This window comes from Streptomyces sp. AM 2-1-1, from assembly GCF_029167645.1.
In the GTDB taxonomy this organism is placed as follows: Bacteria; Actinomycetota; Actinomycetes; order Streptomycetales; family Streptomycetaceae; genus Streptomyces.
Window position 1 is genome coordinate 4,564,229 of the sequence record NZ_CP119147.1, and the last position, 20,458, is coordinate 4,584,686.

The following is a 20,458-nucleotide window of genomic DNA, read 5'->3' on the forward strand; positions in this document are numbered from 1 at the left end:
AGTGCGGCCCACCGTCACCGGTCCCCCCAGCCGCCGCCGAGGCGGAGCGAACGACAAGGAGGCGGCGTGACCAGCGACGCGGCCACCGCGGCCAACGCCACCAGCACGACCCTGCCCCGCACCGACGCGCCCGGCCCTCCCGGGAGCACCCCGGAGACGCGCGCGCACGGCCTCGGCGCCTCGCTGCCGGCCGCCGACGCCCGTGCGAAGACCGAGGGCACCTTCCCGTACGCGGCGGACCTCTGGGCGGAGGGCCTGCTCTGGGCGGCCGTCCTGCGATCTCCGCACCCGCACGCCCGGATCGTGTCGCTCGACACCGCGGCAGCCGCCCGGATGCCCGGGGTCCGCGCGGTCGTCACCCATCAGGACATCCCCGGCGAGGCCCTCTACGGCCGCCAGGTCGTGGACCGTCCGGTCTTCGCCTCCGACCTGGTGCGCCACCACGGCGAGGCGATCGCCGCCGTCGCCGCCGACCACCCGGACACCGCCCGCCTCGCCGCCGCCGCCATCGCGGTGGAGTACGAGGTGCTGGAGCCGGTCACCGACCCGGAGAAGGCGTTCGAGGCCGAACCGCTGCACCCCGACGGCAACCTCGTCCGCCACATCCCGCTCCGCTACGGCGACCCGGAGGCCACCGGCGAGGTCGTCGTGGACGGCCTCTACCGCATCGGCCGCCAGGACCCGGCCCCCATCGGTGCCGAGGCCGGGCTCGCCGTGCCCCGGCCGGACGGCGGCGTCGAGCTGTACACCGCCTCCACCGACCCGCACACCGACCGCGACCTCGCCGCCGCCTGCTTCGGCCTGGAGCCCGAACGGGTACGGGTGGTGGTGACCGGCGTCCCCGGCGCGACCGGCGACCGCGAGGACCCCGGCTTCCAGATCCCGCTCGGCCTGCTCGCGCTGCGGACCGGCTGCCCGGTGAAGCTCGCCGCCACCCGCGAGGAGTCCTTCCTCGGCCACGCCCACCGCCATCCGACACTGCTGCGGTACCGTCACCACGCGGACGCGGAAGGCCGGTTGGTCAAGGTGGAGGCCCAGATCCTGCTGGACGCGGGGGCGTACGCCGACGCGTCCTCCGCCTCCCTCGCCGCCGCCGTCGCGTTCGCCTGCGGACCGTACGTCGTCCCGCACGCCTTCATCGAGGGCTGGGCCGTCCGTACCAATAACCCGCCCTCCGGGCACGTCCGGGGCGAGGGCGCGATGCAGGTGTGCGCCGCGTACGAGGGCCAGATGGACAAGCTGGCCGCCAAGCTGGGCATCGAACCCGCCGAGATCCGGCTCCGCAACACCCTGTCCACCGGCGACCTCCTGCCCACCGGCCAGACCGTCACCTGCCCCGCCCCCGTGGCCGAACTCCTCGAAGCCGTACGGGACTTCCCGCTGCCCACGCTGCCGAAGGACGCCCCCGAGGAGGAGTGGCTGCTGCCCGGCGGCCCGGAGGGCGCCGGCGAGCCCGGAGCCGTACGCCGGGGGGTCGGCTACGCGCTGGGCATGGTCCACATGCTGGGTGCGGAGGGGGCCGACGAGGTCTCGACCGCCACCGTGCGCGTCCACGACGGCGTCGCCACCGTGCTGTGCGCGGCGGTGGAGACCGGTCAGGGGTTCACCACCCTCGCCCGCCAGATCGTGCAGGAGACCCTGGGGGTCGACGAGGTCCACGTCGCCGCCGTCGACACCGACCAGCCGCCGGCCGGCCCGGCCACCCACGGCCGCCACACCTGGGTCTCCGGCGGGGCGGTGGAGCGCGCCGCGAAGATGGTGCGCACCCAGCTCCTGCAGCCGCTGGCCCACAAGTTCGGCATGTCGGTCGAGCTCCTCCAGATCGCCGACGGAAAGATCACTTCCTACGACGGGGTGCTCTCGACCACGGTCACCGAGGCGCTGGACGGCAAGGAGCTCTGGGCGACCGCCCAGTGCCGGCCGCACCCCACCGAGCCGCTGGACGAGTCCGGCCAGGGAGACGCCTTCGTCGGGCTCGCCTTCTGCGCGGTACGCGCGGTGGTCGACGTCGACATCGAACTCGGTTCGGTCCGGGTGGTCGAGATGGCCGTCGCCCAGGACGTCGGCCGGGTCCTCAACCCGGCCCAGCTCGCCGCACGCATCGAGGCGGGCGTCACCCAGGGCATCGGCGCCGCGCTCACCGAGAACCTCCGGACCGCACGTGGCCTGGTCCGTCACCCCGACCTCACCGGGTACGCCCTGCCGACCGCCCTGGACGCCCCGGACATCCGCATCGTGAAGCTGGTCGAGGAGCGCGACGTGGTCGCCCCCTTCGGAGCCAAGCCCGTCTCGGCGGTGCCGGTGGTCACCTCCCCGGCGGCGGTGGCCGCCGCCGTCCGGGCCGCCACCGGCCGGCCGGTCAACCGGCTCCCCGTCCGCCCCCAGGCAGCCGTCGCGGCGGTCCCCAAGGGCTGAGGCCACGCGAGGGCCGAGCCACGCACCGCGTCCCTCCCGCGCCCCGGCGCCGGAGGGACACGGCGGGGCGCGCCCCCGGGCGGCGTGGCCCGACGCTCTCCGGCGCGCGCCGGAGCGGCCGTCCCTCCGCGCACGCGAAAGCGGCCGTCCCCGCACCATGGGGACGGCCGCTGCCGCGTTCGTACGACGCGATCCGCCGCGTCTTCCGAGGCCGTGACCGGATTCGAACCGGTGTAACTCGAGTTGCAGTCGAGCCCCTGAACCTCTCGGGCACACGGCCGAGGGGGTGTGCCTCGGTGTTGCCACGACCGTACGGGCCCCGGGACGCCCGGCTCAAGGGTTTCGCCGGGTCCGCAATACGACTGCCACACGCCGTTCACAACGGCGCGGTCCCCCCTCCGGACCCCCTCGGGCGGCGCGGGGACGCGCCCCCGGCGTACGGACCTACGACCGTCGGACCCCCTCACCCCCTCCCCGCGACAGGGATCAACCGGTCGCATGCCCCTTACCCTGGTGCGATGACCGCCCTGGACCCGCGCGACGCCGACGTCGCGGCCGCCCCCCTGCCCGCCCCGGCCCCCGCACCCGCCGACGACTCCACCGAGGGCGTGCTGGGGCGTACCTACCGCGCCCTGAGCATCGGCATCGTCTCCGTCGTGCTGCTCATCGCCTTCGAGGCGACCGCCGTGGGCACCGCCATGCCGGTCGCGGCGCGCGAGCTGCACGGGGTCCCGCTCTACGCCTTCGCCTTCTCCGCGTACTTCACCACCAGCCTCTTCGCCATGGTGTTCTCCGGGCAGTGGGCCGACCGCAGCGGGCCGCTCGGCCCCCTCGCGGCGGGGATCAGCGCCTTCGCGGTGGGGCTGCTGCTCTCCGGCGCGGCGACCGGCATGTGGATGTTCATCGCGGGCCGGGCCGTGCAGGGACTCGGCGGGGGACTGGTGATCGTCGCCCTGTACGTCGTCGTCGGCCGCGCCTACCCGGAGCGCGTCCGCCCCGCGATCATGGCCGCCTTCGCCGCCGGCTGGGTCGTCCCGTCCGTGGTCGGGCCCCTCGTCTCGGGCGCCGTCACGGAGAACCTCGGCTGGCGCTGGGTCTTCGTCGGCATCCCGGTCCTCATCGTCTTCCCGCTGGCGCTCGCGCTGCCCGCGATCCGGCGCAGGGCCTCGGGCCCGGCGGACGAGGCGGCGGGCACGAAGCCCTTCGACCGCCGGCGCATCCGGCTCGCCCTCGGCATCTCGGTGGGCGCCGGGCTGCTCCAGTACGCCGGCCAGGAACTGAACTGGTTCGCGCTGCTGCCCGCCGCCGCGGGGGTCGCGCTGCTGGTGCCCGCCGTCCGGGGCCTGCTGCCCACCGGGACCGTGCGCGCCGTGCGCGGACTGCCGGCCGTGGTGCTGCTGCGCGGGGTCTCCGCCGGCTCGTTCATCGCCGCCGAGTCGTTCGTCCCGCTGATGCTGGTCACCCAGCGCGGGCTGAGCCCGACGATGGCCGGTCTGTCGCTGGCGGCGGGCGGCCTGACCTGGGCGCTCGGATCCTTCCTCCAGTCCCGGCCGCGCATGGAGGTGCACCGGGAGCGGCTCCTCCTCGTCGGCATGCTCCTGGTCACCGCGGCGATCCTCGCCGCCCCCTCCGTGCTGATCCACTCCGTCCCCGCCTGGACCGTGGCGGTCGCCTGGGCGGTCGGCTGCTTCGGCATGGGCATGGTGATCGCGTCGACGAGTGTGATGATGCTCAAGCTCTCCACCCCGCAGGAGGCGGGCGCCAACTCCGCCGCCCTCCAGATCTCCGACGGCCTCTCCAACGTCCTGCTCCTCGCGATCGGCGGCGCGGCCTTCGCGGCGCTCGGCGGCGGCGCGGTGGGAGCCGTCCACGGCACCGTCGGCGCGGGCGCCGGGGGGAGCCACCCGGGGGCCTTCGCGGCGGTCTTCCTGCCCATGGCGGGGGTGGCCCTGGTGGGGGCCTGGGTGGCGACCCGGGTGCGGGCGCCGCACGCCGGCTGAGCCGTGCGGAGCGGCGTCGGCCGCTTGTGAAGAGGGTCTCAACCCGGCCGCACCGCGCCTCGTCCGTACGGGGTTCCGCCCGGCCCCCCGGTAAGGTGGCCCGGTTGTCGTATCGCGCACCGGGTGTCCCGGGCGGTACCGGCACGACCCCACGCACCCGAGAGACCCGAACCGGAGACCGTGACTACTACCGCCTCCCACCACCTCTCACCCGCCTTCCCCGGCCGCGCCCCCTGGGGCACGGCGGGCAAGCTGCGAGCCTGGCAGCAGGGCGCCTTGGAGAGGTACGTCCAGGAGCAGCCGCGCGACTTCCTCGCGGTCGCCACCCCGGGCGCCGGAAAGACCACGTTCGCGCTGACCCTCGCTTCGTGGCTGCTGCACCACCACGTCGTCCAGCAGATCACCGTCGTCGCCCCGACCGAGCACCTCAAGAAGCAGTGGGCGGAGGCGGCCGCCCGGATAGGGATCAAGCTCGACCCGGATTACAGCGCCGGGCCCGTGAGCAAGGAGTACCACGGCGTCGCCGTCACCTACGCCGGCGTCGGCGTGCGCCCGATGCTCCACCGCAACCGGTGCGAGCAGCGCAAGACCCTCGTGATCCTCGACGAGATCCACCATGCCGGGGACTCGAAGTCCTGGGGCGAGGCCTGCCAGGAGGCGTTCGATCCGGCCACCCGCCGGCTCGCGCTGACCGGTACGCCGTTCCGCTCCGACACCAACCCGATCCCGTTCGTGGCGTACGAGGAGGGGAACGACGGCATCCGGCGCTCCTCCGCCGACTACACCTACGGCTACGGCAACGCCCTCGCCGACGGTGTCGTCCGGCCGGTGATCTTCCTCAGCTACAGCGGCAACATGCGCTGGCGCACCAAGGCGGGCGACGAGATCGCCGCCCGCCTCGGCGAACCGATGACCAAGGACGCCATCGGCCAGGCCTGGCGCACCGCCCTCTCGCCCACCGGCGACTGGATCCCCAACGTGCTCACCGCCGCGGACAAGCGGCTCACCGAGGTGCGCAAGGGCATCCCCGACGCCGGAGGCCTGGTCATCGCCACCGACCAGGAGTCGGCGCGCGCCTACGCCAAGATCCTCAAGTCGGTCACGGGCGAGAAGCCGACCGTGGTCCTCTCCGACGAGAAGGCCGCCTCGAAGAACATCGACAGGTTCAGCGCCGACGGATCCCGCTGGATGGTCGCCGTCCGCATGGTGTCCGAAGGCGTCGACGTACCCCGCCTGGCGGTCGGCGTGTACGCGACGACGATCTCGACGCCCCTCTTCTTCGCCCAGGCCGTCGGCCGCTTCGTACGCTCCCGCAGGCGCGGCGAGACCGCCTCCGTCTTCGTCCCCACCATCCCGATGCTCCTCGACTTCGCCAACGAGATGGAGCTCGAACGCGACCATGTCCTCGACAAGCCGAAGAAGGGCAGCGACGAGGAGAACCCCTTCGCGGAGGAGGACAAGCTCCTCGCCGACGCCGAACGGCTGGAGGACGAGGAGACCGAGGACCAGCTGCCCTTCGAGGCACTGGAGTCCGATGCCGTCTTCGACCGGGTGCTCTACGACGGAGCCGAGTTCGGCATGCAGGCCCACCCCGGCAGCGAGGAGGAGCAGGACTACCTCGGCATCCCCGGCCTCCTCGAGCCCGACCAGGTGCAACTGCTGCTCCAGAAGCGGCAGACCCGGCAGATCGCGCACAGCCGTACCAAGCCCGCCGCGGAAGCGGACCTCCTGGAGAAGCCGGCCGAGGCGCGGCCGGTGGTCACCCACAAGCAATTGCTGAGTCTGCGCAAGCAGCTCAACACGATGGTGTCGGCCTACACCCACCAGAGCGGCAAGCCGCACGGCGTGCTCCACAACGAGCTGCGCCGGGTCTGCGGCGGCCCACCGAGCGCCGAGGCCACGGCCGGCCAGATCCAGGACCGGATCAAGAAGGTCCAGGAGTGGGCCACCCGGATGAAGTGAGGCGCGCCCGGGCGACCGGAGTGCGACGGCGGCCCGGTGCCGGCGGAACCTTCCGCCGGTACCGGGCCGCCGCCATCGGGCCGTCCTCAGCTGTGTACCCGGTGTCCTTCGGGCACTGCGGCTGGCAGCTTCGCCTCCGCACCGCACCCCAACTCCTCGGCCAGGCCGCGGGAAACGGCGTTGAGCACCGCGATCCGGTCCCTGGCCGTGCTGCTGGGACGGGCCATCCCTTCGTCGAGGTACATCTCGGCCTTGACGAATCCACCGGCCTTCCGGAACTTCGCCGTCGGGCACGCGAAGTACAGCATGGCGCCTTCGTTCTTGCCGACGGCGGCGTAGGACCCCACGGGATAGATGATCCTGCCGTAGTCGTCCCCGGAACCCGCAGGTTTTGCGGGGTCGGGGGAGACGGCTGTCGCGACGAAGTGGATGTCGATCAGCGGGAAATCGGAATCCCTGTCTCCCAGGTAGATCCTGCAGTCACCGCCCGGGATTCCCTCGCGGAGCCTCTTGGCGGTCGCCCGGAGGGAGAACTCGTACGGGTCTCCGTTCCTGCCGCTCCCTTCCGATTCCCAGTACTCGTCCGTGCCGCCGATCTTCCGGAGCGCGGCCCCGCCCGCTCCCCTCAGGGTGTCGTCGCACATCTGCGACGCAGGCCGCACAGCAGGCTTGTCGGCGGGTCCGCCGGCGCCCTCGCCACACGCGGTGAATCCCGCGACGAGCAGGACCCCGCACGCCGCCCAGTGGCCCTTTTTCCTCATGGCTTTCCCGTTCTGCGCATCGGTGCTCTCCATCGGGCGGTCAGCCCTTGTACGGGGCGCGCCCACGCTGGTCGTCGTGGCTTGAACCAATGCTGTAGGCGTAGTTGATTCCCTGGGTCCAGTTCCTCTCGTTGCTTTCCGCGGCCGCACCGGGGTTGTTGTCGAGGTAGGTCTGGTAGGCCTGTCCGAGCTGGTCGGTACCGGCGCTGTAAACGTCGTGGCTCGTCATCTGAGACTTCTGAGTGGCGTCGGCCTCGGCGCCGTCGATGCCCTGGTCGACCTCATGGCCGATGAACGTTTTCATCGCCTCGCCCACGGAGTTGGCGGCCAGCGGTGCGACCACCAGGGCGACAGCCGTGCTGCCTGGCAGCGGAAGGGCCGCAATACCAGCGCCCACGACCACCCCGGCGCCGAGCTTGACCCAGTCGCCCGACCGGCCGAGCGACTTGTTGGCCTCCTCGGAGTCGGCCTCGTAGGTCGTCTCCGCCTGCTGCACGCGCGCATGGTCCAAGATGCCGCGCGCTTCCGCCCCCGTCGTCATCGCATCGTGCGCCTTGTCGAAGTTGCCCTCGACCGACGCCGGACAGGCGTCGAGCGCGCTGAGCGTGTAGAGGTGCTGGGCCGCCGTGACCGTCTTGTACGAGGTCTCGTCCTGCCCCAACACGCTGAGGAAGTTGACGGCACCATCGTTGGTGAAGTTCGCCCGGCCGGCGTACTTGGGCGGGAAGACGTGGTCGTCCATGGCCCTCTCACCGATCCCCGACAAGCTGTAGTCGATGTCGTCGATGTATGCCGCTCCCATCTTGCCCAGGCTGTCCGCCAGTTCGGGCTGCTCGTGCAGCATCTTCGGGCCGTCCTCGCTGCCGTACAGGTATGCCACCTGCTCCATCACCCCGGCCGTCCGGGCCGTGCGGTGGTCCAGGCTGCCCGGGACCAAGGGGTCCTTGGCGGCCATCGGGTCGGCGTCGTACGCCCATCCGGTGGTCGCGGCCTCCAAGGCGTGGCCGAGGGCGTCGTGGCCGGCGACGACCTTGTCGTCACCGCCCATCAGGTACGCGTCCGAGAGCCAGATCCGGTCCTTGGTCAGGTACGTGAGGTGGTCGTTCACCTCCGCGTCCTTGTCGACGCCCGCCCCCGTGCCGTCGGGCTGGGCGAAGAACTGGGCAGAGGCGTCCGGGTTGTGCCCGAGCGCCTCCATGAAGCCGGTCATCGGGTCGCGGCCGCGGTCGTTCTTGTCGTAGAAGTTGAGGTCGCCCTGGTTCCAGTTGTTGATCCAGGGGTTCATGTCCTTGACGTTGCGTTCCTTGTCGTGGGCGACGAGCTCGTCGCCGTAGTCGTTGAGGAACTGGTCGTCGTAGTCGCCGAAGCGCATCAGATTGCTCATGACGCCGAAGCCGGTCGGATCGTTGGCGTCGTCGATGCCCAGGTGCTCCGGGCCCAGCTTCACCATCGTGTCCTCCCACTCCTCCATCGCCTCGCTGTCGGAGAGGGTGGCGGTGCCCAGCGTGACGCCGAGGTTCTTCTGGAGGAGCTTCGCCTGCTCCAGGCGCTTGGGGTCGGTGCCGTACCCCTGGTAGGGGTCGGCGATGCCCGCGTAGAACTCGAGGGTCTTCTTCGGGCCGGCCCCCGTGGCGAACTTCTCCGCGAAGAGCGGGTCGTTCTGGTACTTGGCGAGGCCCTCGTTGAGGGAGTTCAGCTCGGTCGGCGTGACCTTGTGCGGGTCCTTGGCGAGGATCTTGGAGAGCTTCTCCGCCTCGGCGATCGCGTGGGCGGCGGAGTCCCGGTCGGTGTAGTTCGCGTCCGAGAAGCCGTACGTGGCCTGGTCGACGATGAGGGTGAGCGCCTCGGCCGCGGAGGTGTCGCTCTCCGTCGCCCTGCGCAGAATGTCCTGGACCTGGTCGCGGAGGCGATCGACGTCCGCCTGATCGTGCTCGACCGGGGCGCCCTTCGCGGCGCGATCGGGGTGGATGTTCATGTTGACGACGAAGGAACCCTTGCCCTGGTCGACGACCGTCAGGTTCTTCTTCAGGCCCTGGTCGATCGCGTCGTTGAGCTGATCCCGGTACCCCACCAACTCGCCGCGGGTGTCGGCGAGGATCTTGGAGATGGTCTGCGCCTGGGTGTGCGCGTCACCGAACTCGTCCGCCGTCTTGTCGATGAACTCCCGGCTCACCGTGGCGTTCACGCCCGTCCAGTCTGCCTTGGCGGCCTTCGCCCGGAGGTTGTTCCTGGCGTCCGACTTGAGCGTGGCCAGGTTCTTGGTCATCTGCTCCCAGTCGGCTATTGCCGCGTCGAGCTGGGAGAAGTTCCCGAAGCGGAGTGCGTCGAGGTCCATCAGCGCGCCGTCCTCTCGTCGAATCCCGAGTCGAGGGTGCTGATGCTGCTGAGGGTCCCCGCGACGAAAACCTCGTCGCCGGCGTGCGCACCCCTGCTGTAGTCGAGGTGGTTGGATATGTGCGCCGTCGCGTCGAGCAGGCTCTGCACCTGGTCGACCCACCGCGCGGCCACGTGGTCCAGGGCGCCGCCGAGCGCGTAGCCCTCGGACGTCAGGCCGGAGGCCGCCTTCTGCGAGGCGACACGGGCATGGTCGCTGAACCGGTCCACATCCCGGTGCAGTCGGAACGCGGCGTCACCCACGGCCGCCAAGTCCTGCTGATCGACCCGCAGATCGCCCTGGGTGCTGACCGAGGGCTCCGGCGGCACGTGGTTCAACCGCATCCGGGTGGAATGCTGTTCGGCTGCCTGGTCCTTCAACCGCTCCCATTCGTCCCATGCCATGGACTGACTCTCCCCGTGGTTCCGGCTCCCCGGCTGGAGGCCGTACGGCGGGGAAACCTACCAACCGGACGGGTTGCCCGTGTCGCTTAATCGAACGGATGGCGGAAATGGTCCTCCGCCACGGTGAGAACCATGATTTTTTGTCACGTACTGTTAACGCCGGTTCGCCAGCGGTGGCCCTGGTGACGCTCCGCGTCGTCCGACATGGACGCGCGTAGACGTCCGCGTTCCGGACGCTTCCGCGCTGACCGGCGGTTATGGGGCGCGGGATCGACGGGGGACCGGATTCTGGACGAGGCCTTCCGCTGAGCGGACTGCCTCGCTACTGTCCGTCCATATGTGAACGCCCCGTGGCAATATCGCCGCGGAGCGCAGCCGGTTCCAGGTCGTATCCGCGCGCGCCGTGCCCTCCGGGTGACCGGTGCGCCTTCCGGACACGGCCCGGACCAGACCGGCGGCCTCTCTCCGTGCGTCGCCGCTGGGACCGGCGCCGTGTGTACGCGGAGGCGGCTGTCGTCGCTCACCTTCGGAGGGGACGGGTTGTGACCGCGGAGACTTCCCAGACACTCGACAGAGGACTTCGGGTCCTCAAACTGCTCGCCGACACCGACCACGGGCTGACCGTCACCGAGCTGTCCAACCGGCTCGGCGTCAACCGCACGGTCGTCTACCGGCTGCTGGCCACCCTCGAACAGCACACCCTCGTGCGCCGCGATCTCGGCGGCCGGGCCAGGGTCGGACTCGGCGTACTGCGCCTGGGCCGCCAGGTGCACCCCCTCGTGCGGGAGGCTGCCCTGCCCGCCCTGCGCTCCCTGGCCGAGGACATCGGGGCCACCGCCCACCTGACGCTGGTCGACGGTTCGGACGCGCTCGCCGTCGCCGTCGTGGAACCCACCTGGACCGACTACCACGTGGCCTACCGGCCCGGGTTCCGTCACCCCCTGGACCAGGGCGCCGCCGGCCGGGCCATCCTCTCCGCCCGGCAGCGCGGCGCTGTCGACCACCCCGGTTTCACCCTCACCAAGGGGGAGCTGGAGGCCGGTGCCAGCGGCGCGGCGGCACCGCTGGTCGGGGTCTCCGGCGTGGAGGGCAGTGTGGGCGTGGTCATGCTCGCGGACTCCATCCCCGACCGGGTGGGCCCCCGCGTCCTGGACGCCGCCCGCGAGGTCGCCGACGCCCTGCGCTGACGGAGCCGTCGACGACCGCCCATTACTGACAGGTGCACGATCCTTCGGCGTCGTACGGTAGCGGGGCGGGGGGGTGCCCGTCCCGCGACTGCTCGCGGGCCCGGCGCCGGAAGCGGGGCGCACCGACCGATAGATTGGCGGGGTGCCCCTTCGTCTCTCGCGCCCCCGCACCCTCGCTCTCTGCGCGCTGCCGGTACTCGCCCTGTTCGGGACCGCCGCCTTCGCCCCGCTGCCGTTCACCCTGGCCCAGCCGGGCACCACGGCGAACGTCCTCGGCGCCGCGAACGGCAAGCCGGTGATCACCGTCACCGGGGCACCCACCCGCACCACGGAGGGCCAGCTGCGGATGACGACGATCGTCGCGACCGGCCCCACGGCGGACGTGCGCATCGGCGACGTCGTCGACGGCTGGTTCCGTACGGACCGGGCGGTCATGTCGCGGAACTCGGTGTACCCGACCGGGGGCTCCGAGAAGCAGATCGAGCAGCACAACCTGAACGACATGAAGGAGTCCCAGGACGTCGCCGTGGACGCGGCCCTGAACTACCTCGACCGCGAGCAGGGACCGATGAGGTTCTCCCTCGACCTCGGTGACATCGGTGGTCCGAGCGCCGGCCTCTTCCTCGCCCTCGGCATCATCGACAAGCTCGACGGGAACGGCTCCGGCGGCGACCTCACCGGGGGCCGCACCATCGCCGGTACGGGCACCATCACGGCGGACGGCACGGTCGGCGCCGTCGGCGGGGTGTCCATGAAGACCCAGGCCGCCCGGCGGGACGGGGCGACCGTCTTCCTCGTACCGAAGGGCGAGTGCACCGAGGCCCGGGCCGAGCTCCCGAAGGGGCTGCGGCTGATCCCGGTGACCACCCTCAAGGGCGCGGTCTCGGCCCTCGACGCCCTGGACCGGGGCGCGAGCGTCCCACGCTGCTGAGCGCGCGGGGGCGGGCGGGTCCCGCCGGCTCCCCGCCGCCGGGGCGGCGACCCCGCCCGTTCCTCACCCGTCCTTGATGAACCCCTCCTCCAGCAGCCATTCCAGCGCCACCTCGTGCGGGTCCGCGCCCTCCACGTCGACCTTGGCGTTGAGCTCCTGGGCGACCTCGGTCGTCAGCTTGGCGCTCAGCGGGTCCAGCAGGTCCGCGATCACCGGGTACGTGTCGAAGGTCGCCGTGTGGATGACCGGCGCGGCGTTGTAGTTCGGGAAGAAGTGCTTGTTGTCGGCGAGTACGTCGAGGTTCATGGCCTTGATCCGGCCGTCCGTCGTGAAGACCTCGCCCAGCAGGCAGGAGTCCGACTTCGACACCTGGGTGTAGATGATCCCGGCGTCCATCTTGCGGATGTTCGAGGCCGGCACGGACATGCCGTACGCCTTCTCCATCCCGGGCAGGCCGTCGTCGCGGGAGGCGAACTCGTTCTCCACGCAGATCGTCACCGCCGACGGGTCCTTCTTCGACAGCGCCGCCACGTCGGACAGGTCCTTCAGCTTGTACTTCTCGTTCTTCTTCCGGCTGATGGCGAGCGCGTAGGTGTTGTTGAGGGTGGACTGGGGGAGCCAGGTCACCCCGTTGCGCCGGTCGACGTCGCGTACCGCCTCCCACTGCTCCCGCGGGTCGTCGATCGGCTCCGCGTTGCCGAGGTAGGTGATCCAGCCGGTGCCCGTGTACTCGTACATCGCGTCCGCGTCGCCCTGCACGATCGCCTCGCGGGCGCTGATCGAGCCGGGGAGATTGGTGCGGTCCAGCACCTCCGCTCCGGCGGCCTGGAAGACCAGGCCGATCATCTGGCCGAGGATGATGTTCTCGCTGAAGTTCTTCGAGGTGACCGTCAGCGAGGCGCCCTTGAGGGGCTCGCCGGCGCCCACCGAGCCCGGCGACACGTCGTCCACCATCACCGAGCCGCTCTTCAGCCCGCACCCGCCGAGCGCCAGCGCCAGTACCGCGACCCCGGCCGCTCCCGCCCGCAGCCGGGCCACTCCCGTACGCGATCCGCTCGCCCGCGTCCTCACGGTGCCTCCAGTCCGCGCGGCGTCAGCACCAGCTCCACCAGCGAGGCCAGCCAGTCCACCAGCAGCGCGAGCACCACCGTCAGCACCGACCCCAGCACCAGCACCGGCATGCGCTGCGTCTGGATGCCCGAGGTGATCAGGTCGCCGAGCCCGCCGCCGCCGCCGAAGGTGGCGAGCGTCGCCGTGCCGACGTTCAGCACCAGGGCCGTCCGCACCCCCGCCAGGATCAGCGGGACGGCGAGCGGCAGCTCCACCTTCGCCAGCGTCCCCGTCCCCGACATCCCGATGCCGCGCGCGGCCTCGACCAGCGTCGGGTCGATCGACTTGAGCCCCGCCACCGTGTTGGAGAGCACCGGCAGCACCGCGTAGATCACCATGCCGGTGATCGCCGTGGACGGGCCGATGCCCAGCCAGATCACCAGCAGCGCCAGCAGGCCGATCGCCGGAGTGGCCTGACCGATGTTGGCGACGGCGGTGAAGAGGGGCGCGGAGCGCGACAGGCCCCGGCGGGTGAGCGCGATGCCCAGCGGGATGGCGATGATCAGCACCCAGAACGTCGAGATCGCCGTCAGCCGGACATGCTGCCACCAGCGCAGCTCCACCGTGTCGCCCGCGATGGAGTTCTCCGCGATCGAGTCCAGGGTGACGTTGTTGATCCAGAAGTACGTCACCACCAGCACCACCGCCAGCACCAGCGGCAGCACCACCAGCTTCTGCAGGGTGATCCGGCGCGGCGGACGAGACGGGGGAGCGGGTGGCTCGCTCTCCTCGTCCCGGAACGCCTTCCCCCCGACGTCGTGCTCGCCCGGCGGCCGGGCCGGCTCCGAGGCCCTGCCGGACGGGTCGCGGCCCTGGCGGCTGCTGGGAGTCATGCGCCGCCACCTCCCTCCAGCTCCTGCTCCGTCTGATGGCTCCGCAGCTCCTCCAGCTCGTGCTGGTGCTCCATCGCGGTCAGCCGGTCCGCCTCCAGCAGCTCCTGCACGTTGTCCATCAGGGTGCGCATGTCCACCACCCCGACGAACTCGCCGCGCCGCCCCGTCACCGCGGCCCGCCCCCCGCTGTCGGTGAGCACCGCCTCCAGCGCGTCGTGCAGCGTGGCGTCCCGGGTCACCGTGTCGTGCACCAGCTGCCCCGCCCGTGCCAGCGAACCCCGCGCCCGCATCAGGTCGCCGCGCCGCAGCCACTTGTACGGGCGGTTCTTGCGGTCCAGCATCAGCAGCTCGTTGTGCGGGCCGCTGCGCAGTTTGTTGAAGATGTCCTGGAGCGGGTCGTCCACGGTCACGGTGGGGAAGTCGGCCACCACCACGTCCCGCACCCGGGTGAGGTTGAGCCGCTTCAGCGCCGCACCGGCCCCGACGAAGCCGGAGACGAAGTCGTCCGTCGGGTTGGTGAGGATCGCCTCCGGGGTGTCGAACTGCGCGATGTGCGAGCGCTCCCGCAGCACCGCGATCCGGTCACCGAGCTTGATCGCCTCGTCGAAGTCGTGGGTGACGAACACGATCGTCTTGTGCAGCTCGTGCTGGAGCCGGATCAGTTCGTCCTGGAGGTGGTCGCGGGTGATCGGGTCGACGGCCCCGAACGGCTCGTCCATCAGCAGCACCGGAGGGTCGGCGGCGAGCGCCCGGGCCACCCCCACGCGCTGCTGCTGACCACCGGAGAGCTGACGCGGGTACCGGCCGTGGAACTCCCGGGGATCGAGCCCGACCAGGTCGAGCATCTCCTCCACCCGGTCCTTCACCTTCCGCTTCGACCAGCCGACCATCTTCGGTACGAGGGCGATGTTGTCGGCGACCGTCATGTGCGGGAAGAGCCCCGAGGACTGGATCGCGTACCCGATCTTCCGCCGCAGCTTCACCGGGTCCATGTCGGTGACGTCCTCGTCGCCGATCCTGATCCGCCCCGACGTCGGCTCGATCAGCCGGTTGATCATCTTCAGCGTGGTCGACTTCCCGCACCCCGACGGGCCGACGAAGATCACCGTCTCGCCCGCCCTGATGTCCATGGAGACGTTCTCCACGGCCGGGTTCGGGTTGCCCGGGTAGAGCTTGGTGAGGTTCTCCAGCTGGATCGTCGCTCCGGAGGTCTCCCGCGCCGCCTCCGGCTCGGCGGTGGTGTCGCCTGCGGTGTCAGACACGGATCCCCCTGGGAATGGTCAGCCGGCCGAGCAGGACGTACGCGGCGTCGAAGAGAAGGGCGAGGATGACGATGCCGAGCGTGCCGGCGAGGACCTGGTTGATCGCGTTGGCGCTGCCCAGTGAGGCGATGCCCCGGAAGATCTCGTTGCCGAGCCCCGGCCCGGAGGCGTACGCGGCGATGGCGGCGATCCCCATCAGCATCTGGGTGGCGACCCGGATGCCGGTGAGGATCGGCGGCCAGGCGAGCGGCAGCTCCACCCGGCACAGCCGGGCGATCCGCGACATCCCGATGCCCTTCGCCGCGTCCACCAGGGAGGGGTCCACTCCGCGCAGCCCGACGATGCAGTTGCGGACGATGGGCAGCAGCCCGTACATCGTCAGGGTGATCACGGTGGGCGCCACCCCGAGCCCGACCAGCGGGATCAGCAGACCGATCGCGGCCAGCGAAGGGATGGTCAGGATCGTCGCGGTGGACGTGATGGCGAACGCGCCGCCCCAGCCGCTGCGGTAGCTGACCACTCCGATCAGGACCCCCAGCACCGTCGCGATGACCATGCACTGGAAGACCGCGCTGACGTGCTGGAAGGCATCGGTGAGCAGTTGCTGGTGCCGGGTCGTCACGTACTCCCAGAAGCTCAACGCGCACTCCCTCGGATCAGTCGGTGTCCTTCGCGGCCTGCTCCACGAGCGGGATGACCCGCAGCGGTACGGGGTTCTCCATGACGATCGCCGTGGAGGCCCGGACGATGCCATCAAATCCGACGACCCGGTCGATGACCCGCTGGAGATCGGCGTTCGACCGGGCCACGAGGCGGCAGAGCATGTCCCCGTGCCCGGTCGTCGTGTGCAGCTCCAGCACCTCCGGAACGCCCCTCAAGTGGGCCCGCACGTCGGTGCCTTGGCCCTGTTTGATCTCCAGCGTCGCGAAGGCGGTGACGGGGTAGCCGAGCGCCGCCGGGTCCACCTCCGGACCGAACCCCCGGATGACTCCATTCGACTGAAGGCGGTCCAGCCGGGCCTGCACCGTGCCGCGCGCCACCCCGAGCCGCCGGGACGCCTCCAGCACTCCGATACGGGGCTCCCGGGCCAGCAGCACGATCAGTTCCCCGTCCAGTCGATCGATCCCCACGGTGCACCCCGGCCCTTCGGATGTGATGGTCATCATGTACGGACAGCCCGCCCATACTGGCCTCCTACTGGACGGATTGTGCAGTGAAAACGCGAACTGTTGCGCACCCTGCCGTACGAGGGGAGCCTCGGACCATGACAGAGACCCTGCACACCACTCCTGACACCGCCCGGCAGGCCGATCCCTTCCCGGTCAAGGGGATGGACGCGGTCGTCTTCGCCGTGGGCAACGCCAAGCAGGCCGCGCACTTCTACTCGACGGCCTTCGGCATGAAGCTGGTCGCCTACTCCGGACCGGAGAACGGCAGCCGCGAGACCGCGAGTTACGTCCTGACCAGCGGCTCCGCCCGCTTCGTGTTCACCTCCGTCGTCAAGGCCTCCACCGAACGGGGTGCCTTCCTGGCGGAGCACGTCGCGGCCCACGGCGACGGCGTGATCGACCTCGCCATCGAGGTCCCGGACGCCCGCGCGGCGTACGCCTACGCCGTCGAGCACGGTGCGACGGGCCTCGCCGAGCCGTACGAGCTCGAGGACGGGCACGGCACCGTCGTGATGGCCGCCATCGCCACGTACGGCACCACCCGCCACACACTGGTCGAGCGCGGCGGCTACGACGGCCCCTACCTCCCGGGCTTCGCCGCCGCCGACCCGCTCGTCGAGCCCCCGGCCACGCGCGTCTTCCAGGCGATCGACCACTGCGTCGGCAACGTCGAACTCGGCCGGATGGACGAGTGGGTGGCGTTCTACAACAAGGTCATGGGCTTCACCAACATGAAGGAGTTCGTCGGCGACGACATCGCCACCGAGTACTCCGCGCTGATGTCGAAGGTCGTCGCGGACGGCACCCTGAAGGTCAAGTTCCCGATCAACGAGCCGGCCGTCGCGAAGAAGAAGTCGCAGATCGACGAGTACCTGGAGTTCTACGGCGGCGCCGGCGTCCAGCACCTCGCGCTCGCCACCCAGGACATCGTCGCCTCCGTCCGTGCGATGCGCGCGGCCGGTGTCCAGTTCCTGGACACCCCCGACTCGTACTACGACACCCTCGGCGAGTGGGCCGGCGAGACCCGCGTCCCGGTCGAGACCTTGCGCGCGGAGAAGATCCTGGTCGACCGCGACGAGGACGGCTACCTGCTCCAGATCTTCACCAAGCCGGTCCAGGACCGTCCGACCGTCTTCTTCGAGATGATCGAGCGGCACGGCTCGATGGGCTTCGGCAAGGGCAACTTCAAGGCCCTCTTCGAAGCGATCGAGCGCGAGCAGGAGCTCCGCGGCAACCTCTGAAGCCGCCCACGACCCGTGCACGTCGGCCCGCGCCCCCACACCCGGGGGCGCGGGCTCCCGGGTGATGGGTTGCGCGCCCCGTGTCATGGACAGCGCACCCCGGGGAAGACGGCCACCATGAACGCCACATCCTCCCGGCGGACGCGCCGCCTGGCTCCCCTGCTGGTGGCCCTCCCCCTCCTCGCGGCGTGCGGCGGCGGACACGACGGCGACTTCCGCACCCGGCCCGAACCCGACGCGGCCCCCGCCCTCTCCCGGGACACCCACCTGGTGATCACCACCGAGAACGGCGTACGGCTGCGCCCCGGGGACGGCGAACACCCCGTCACCGACCCCCAGGTACGGGCGCGTTGGTCGCACCGGGACGACACCTGGGTGCTCGACCTGACCTGCCCCGGCCACGACGGCGACGGGCGGGACGGCGACGGCCAGGACGGCGACGGGCGGGACGGCGACGGCCGTGACGGGGCGTGCCCGCGCATGCCCGCGATCGACGTACCCGCCGTCGCCTCCGTCACGGTCACCGCCCGGAACGCGGGCATCGACGTGGCCGGGGTCGCCGCACCCCTCGACCTCACCACCGTCAACGGGGACGTGACCGTCGTCCGCTCCGGCCGGGACGACGCCACCGTCCGCCTCACCACCCGCAACGGCTCCGTCCGCGCCGGCACCCTGAGGTCGGGCCGGCTGCACGCCGAGACGGTCAACGGCGACGTCACCCTCGGCTCCACCACCTCGCCGGCACCGCTCTCCGCCGCCACCACCAACGGCTCGCTCCGGGTGTCGCTGCCGCAGTCCGGCCCCGCCTACCGCGTCGCCGCCACCGCCCGCAACGGCACCACCTCGGTCACCGTCCCCACGACGGCGGAGCGGACCGGCCCCAGCCTCACGCTCCGCACCGTCAACGGCGACGCCACCGCGACCCGCGACTGATCGCGCCCGATTCCCCGGGACGGGCCGGTCAGGCGCCCGGCGCGCCCTTCTCCGGGACGGCGGACGCGGCGGGGAGGGCGGACGCGGCCGGTGCGGCAGCGGCAGCGGGCACGGCGGGAGCGGCCGACGCCACCGGGGCCGGAGGAGATCCGGAGGTCTTCGGCGCCGGTGCGGAGGAAACGGCCGGCGTGGCGGGGCCCGGTCTCGCCGCAGTAGCGGCGGGCACCTCCTGCCGGGACTCCGGCGCAGCCTCCTCGGCGTCCGGTCGGTCCCGCAGGTCCTGCGGGCCGCCCGCAGGAGGCTCGCCCAGCCCGTCCAGCAACCGCCGGGCCGCCGGGGCGCCCAGGGGCGAGAACTCCGGATCGGTGCGCAGGGCCTGCGACAGGTGCCGGCGGGCCGCCCCCCGGTCGCCCGCCTCCGCCTCGATGGCGCCCAGGTGGTACGCGTACGAGGCGCTGCGGACCCCGCTGTCGGCCGCCCGTGCGGCGAACTCCAGCCCCTCCTCCGGCCTCCCCGCCCGGTGCAGCGCCCAGCCGAGCGCGTCCGCCACCTCGGCGCTGCGCCGCCCGCCGCTCCACGCGGCGCGCATCAGCGCCACCGCCGCCCGCGGGTCGCCGTGGTCGCTCTCGTACCGCGCCAGCGACACCGACTCGTCCACCCCGTTCCGCTCGGCGCCGGCCGTCATCCTCAGGAACGTCCGGTACTGGCTCGCGGCGTCCCCGTCGAGGTCCAGCGACTGGTACAGCTCGGCGAGTTCGAGGGCGTACTCGGGGCGCGGGAGGCGCTCCAGCACCCGCTGGTACTGGACCATCGCCTCGTCGCTCCGGCCCAGGGCGGTCAGCGCGCGGGCCCGTCCGGCGAGCGAGGCGTGGTGACCCCGGTCGGTGCGCAGCGCCGCGTCGTACTGCGCCAGCGCCTCGCCGGGCTCGCCGCGCTCCCGGGCCAGGTCGCCGAGGCGGTGCAGGGCCCCGGCCTTCTGCGCGGGGGTGGTGGAGCGCGCGGCGGCCTCCTGCGCGGTGACGAGCGCGTCCTCGCGCCAGCCCAGGTCGCGGTACCGCTCGGCGGTACGGCCCAGCGCGGCCGCGCCCTTGCGCAGGGCGGCGAACCTCTCGGTGGCCGCGCCGGCCGCCGCGTAGTCGCCGAGCCCGTTGTACGCGTCGATCAGCGCCGGGTACACCGTCCAGGTCCCCGGGTCCTTCGGCGCACGGTCCCGGACCGTCTCGCCCCACTTCTTCGCCGCCGGGAAGTCGTTGCGTGCGTCGGCGAGTTCGGCCAGGCCCACCCAGGCGGCGCTGTTGCCGCGCTCGCCCGGAACGGCCGCCAGCGAGCGCTTCAGCGCCTCCTCGGCGCGCGGGTAGTACCCGGAGTCCGCGGACCGCCGGGCCCATTGAACGTACGCCGAACCGAGCGCCGCCCACGCCGGGGCATCGGCCGGACGGCTCCGCACCCGGCCCTGCCGGTCGCGGATCAGCGCCGTCAGTTCGGAGAGCGACGCCGGGGCCCCGGCCGTCGTCGCCGCGCGGGCCCGGTCGGCCGCCCCCGGTACGGCGGCGGCCCGGTCCTCCTCGGGCACCGCCGCCAGGGCGCCCGCCACCAGCACCCCGGCGGCCACCGCTCCGACCGCGGCCCGCCGCAGGGAGGTCCGCAGCGCGGAGGGCGGAGGCAGCACGTCGGGGGGCGGGGGCAGCGCGTCGGGCGGCGGGGGGAGGGCCCCGGGTGCCGGGAGCGCTCCGCCGCCCGGGGCGGACGGGACGGACGGCTGCGGGCGGGCATCGGGGTCCTGCTGCGGCATGACATCCATACGATCACTCTGCGCCCGTACGCGGAGTGCACCGCGCTCCGCGAAGGCCGCCGCTGACGGGTTCACACCATTGGC

At 72.0% G+C, this 20,458-nt stretch carries 16 protein-coding genes and 1 tRNA gene; 7 read left to right on the forward strand and 10 right to left on the reverse strand.

What is annotated here, in order from left to right:
• Positions 1–66: 66 nt before the first annotated feature.
• Positions 67–2,415: a xanthine dehydrogenase family protein molybdopterin-binding subunit gene (locus PZB77_RS19985; protein WP_275493982.1), complete on the forward strand. Its 2,349-nt coding sequence runs from the start codon at positions 67–69 to the stop codon at positions 2,413–2,415.
• 208 nt (positions 2,416–2,623) lie between these two features.
• Here PZB77_RS19985 and PZB77_RS19990 read toward each other — a convergent pair.
• A tRNA-Cys gene (locus tag PZB77_RS19990) sits at positions 2,624–2,695 on the reverse strand.
• A 238-nt stretch (positions 2,696–2,933) separates the two neighbouring features.
• On the opposite strand from PZB77_RS19990, the gene PZB77_RS19995 reads away from it, so the two are divergent.
• Together PZB77_RS19995 and PZB77_RS20000 are read left to right on the forward strand one after the other, a co-directional pair.
• Complete coding sequence (locus PZB77_RS19995; protein WP_275493983.1) at positions 2,934–4,415, forward strand: MFS transporter; 1,482 nt, start codon at positions 2,934–2,936, stop codon at positions 4,413–4,415.
• 180 nt (positions 4,416–4,595) lie between these two features.
• On the forward strand, positions 4,596–6,377 hold the full coding sequence (locus PZB77_RS20000) for a DEAD/DEAH box helicase (RefSeq protein WP_275493984.1): 1,782 nt from the start codon (positions 4,596–4,598) through the stop codon (positions 6,375–6,377).
• Between the two features lie 86 nt (positions 6,378–6,463).
• Here the strand turns inward: PZB77_RS20000 and PZB77_RS20005 are convergent, their stop codons facing one another.
• Genes PZB77_RS20005 through PZB77_RS20015 form a run of 3 tightly spaced genes read right to left on the reverse strand, consistent with a single transcriptional unit; the run spans position 6,464 to position 9,916 of the window.
• Positions 6,464–7,204 (reverse strand): hypothetical protein, encoded by a 741-nt coding sequence (locus PZB77_RS20005; RefSeq protein ID WP_275493985.1) that lies wholly within the window; start codon positions 7,202–7,204, stop codon positions 6,464–6,466.
• Positions 7,179–9,473 (reverse strand): hypothetical protein, encoded by a 2,295-nt coding sequence (locus tag PZB77_RS20010; protein WP_275493986.1) that lies wholly within the window; start codon positions 9,471–9,473, stop codon positions 7,179–7,181. The genes PZB77_RS20005 and PZB77_RS20010 overlap by 26 nt, the downstream gene beginning before the upstream one ends.
• On the reverse strand, positions 9,473–9,916 hold the full coding sequence (locus PZB77_RS20015) for a hypothetical protein (RefSeq protein ID WP_275493987.1): 444 nt from the start codon (positions 9,914–9,916) through the stop codon (positions 9,473–9,475). Before PZB77_RS20015 ends, PZB77_RS20010 begins: the two co-directional genes overlap by 1 nt.
• A 542-nt stretch (positions 9,917–10,458) precedes the next feature.
• Here PZB77_RS20015 and PZB77_RS20020 point away from each other — a divergent pair.
• Together PZB77_RS20020 and PZB77_RS20025 are read left to right on the forward strand one after the other, a co-directional pair.
• On the forward strand, positions 10,459–11,103 hold the full coding sequence (locus tag PZB77_RS20020) for a helix-turn-helix domain-containing protein (protein ID WP_275493988.1): 645 nt from the start codon (positions 10,459–10,461) through the stop codon (positions 11,101–11,103).
• 142 nt (positions 11,104–11,245) lie between these two features.
• A complete protein-coding gene (locus PZB77_RS20025; RefSeq protein WP_275493989.1) occupies positions 11,246–12,034 on the forward strand; it encodes a S16 family serine protease in 789 nt (262 codons plus the stop codon).
• 63 nt (positions 12,035–12,097) lie between these two features.
• On the opposite strand, the gene PZB77_RS20030 is transcribed toward PZB77_RS20025, so the two are convergent.
• Genes PZB77_RS20030 through PZB77_RS20050 form a run of 5 tightly spaced genes read right to left on the reverse strand, consistent with a single transcriptional unit; the run spans position 12,098 to position 16,369 of the window.
• Positions 12,098–13,063, reverse strand: a complete 966-nt coding sequence (locus tag PZB77_RS20030) for a glycine betaine ABC transporter substrate-binding protein (RefSeq protein WP_275496139.1) — start codon at positions 13,061–13,063, stop codon at positions 12,098–12,100.
• A gap of 38 nt (positions 13,064–13,101) precedes the next feature.
• Positions 13,102–13,977, reverse strand: coding sequence for an ABC transporter permease (locus PZB77_RS20035; RefSeq protein ID WP_275493990.1), 876 nt, complete (start codon positions 13,975–13,977; stop codon positions 13,102–13,104).
• Positions 13,974–15,239, reverse strand: a complete 1,266-nt coding sequence (locus tag PZB77_RS20040; protein ID WP_275493991.1) for a betaine/proline/choline family ABC transporter ATP-binding protein — start codon at positions 15,237–15,239, stop codon at positions 13,974–13,976. The genes PZB77_RS20035 and PZB77_RS20040 overlap by 4 nt, the downstream gene beginning before the upstream one ends.
• A complete protein-coding gene (locus tag PZB77_RS20045; RefSeq protein WP_275493992.1) occupies positions 15,232–15,879 on the reverse strand; it encodes an ABC transporter permease in 648 nt (215 codons plus the stop codon). The genes PZB77_RS20040 and PZB77_RS20045 overlap by 8 nt, the downstream gene beginning before the upstream one ends.
• Before the next feature lie 16 nt (positions 15,880–15,895).
• Complete coding sequence (locus PZB77_RS20050) at positions 15,896–16,369, reverse strand: Lrp/AsnC family transcriptional regulator (RefSeq protein ID WP_275493993.1); 474 nt, start codon at positions 16,367–16,369, stop codon at positions 15,896–15,898.
• A 134-nt stretch (positions 16,370–16,503) separates the two neighbouring features.
• Here PZB77_RS20050 and hppD point away from each other — a divergent pair, with 134 nt between their 5' ends.
• On the forward strand, positions 16,504–17,649 hold the full coding sequence (hppD, locus tag PZB77_RS20055; protein WP_275493994.1) for a 4-hydroxyphenylpyruvate dioxygenase: 1,146 nt from the start codon (positions 16,504–16,506) through the stop codon (positions 17,647–17,649).
• 117 nt (positions 17,650–17,766) lie between these two features.
• Entirely contained in the window at positions 17,767–18,582 is an 816-nt protein-coding gene (locus PZB77_RS20060; protein WP_275493995.1) for a DUF4097 family beta strand repeat-containing protein, read from the forward strand.
• Positions 18,583–18,610: 28 nt separating this feature from the next.
• On the opposite strand, the gene PZB77_RS20065 is transcribed toward PZB77_RS20060, so the two are convergent.
• On the reverse strand, positions 18,611–20,383 hold the full coding sequence (locus tag PZB77_RS20065; RefSeq protein WP_275493996.1) for a tetratricopeptide repeat protein: 1,773 nt from the start codon (positions 20,381–20,383) through the stop codon (positions 18,611–18,613).
• Positions 20,384–20,458 lie beyond the last annotated feature (75 nt).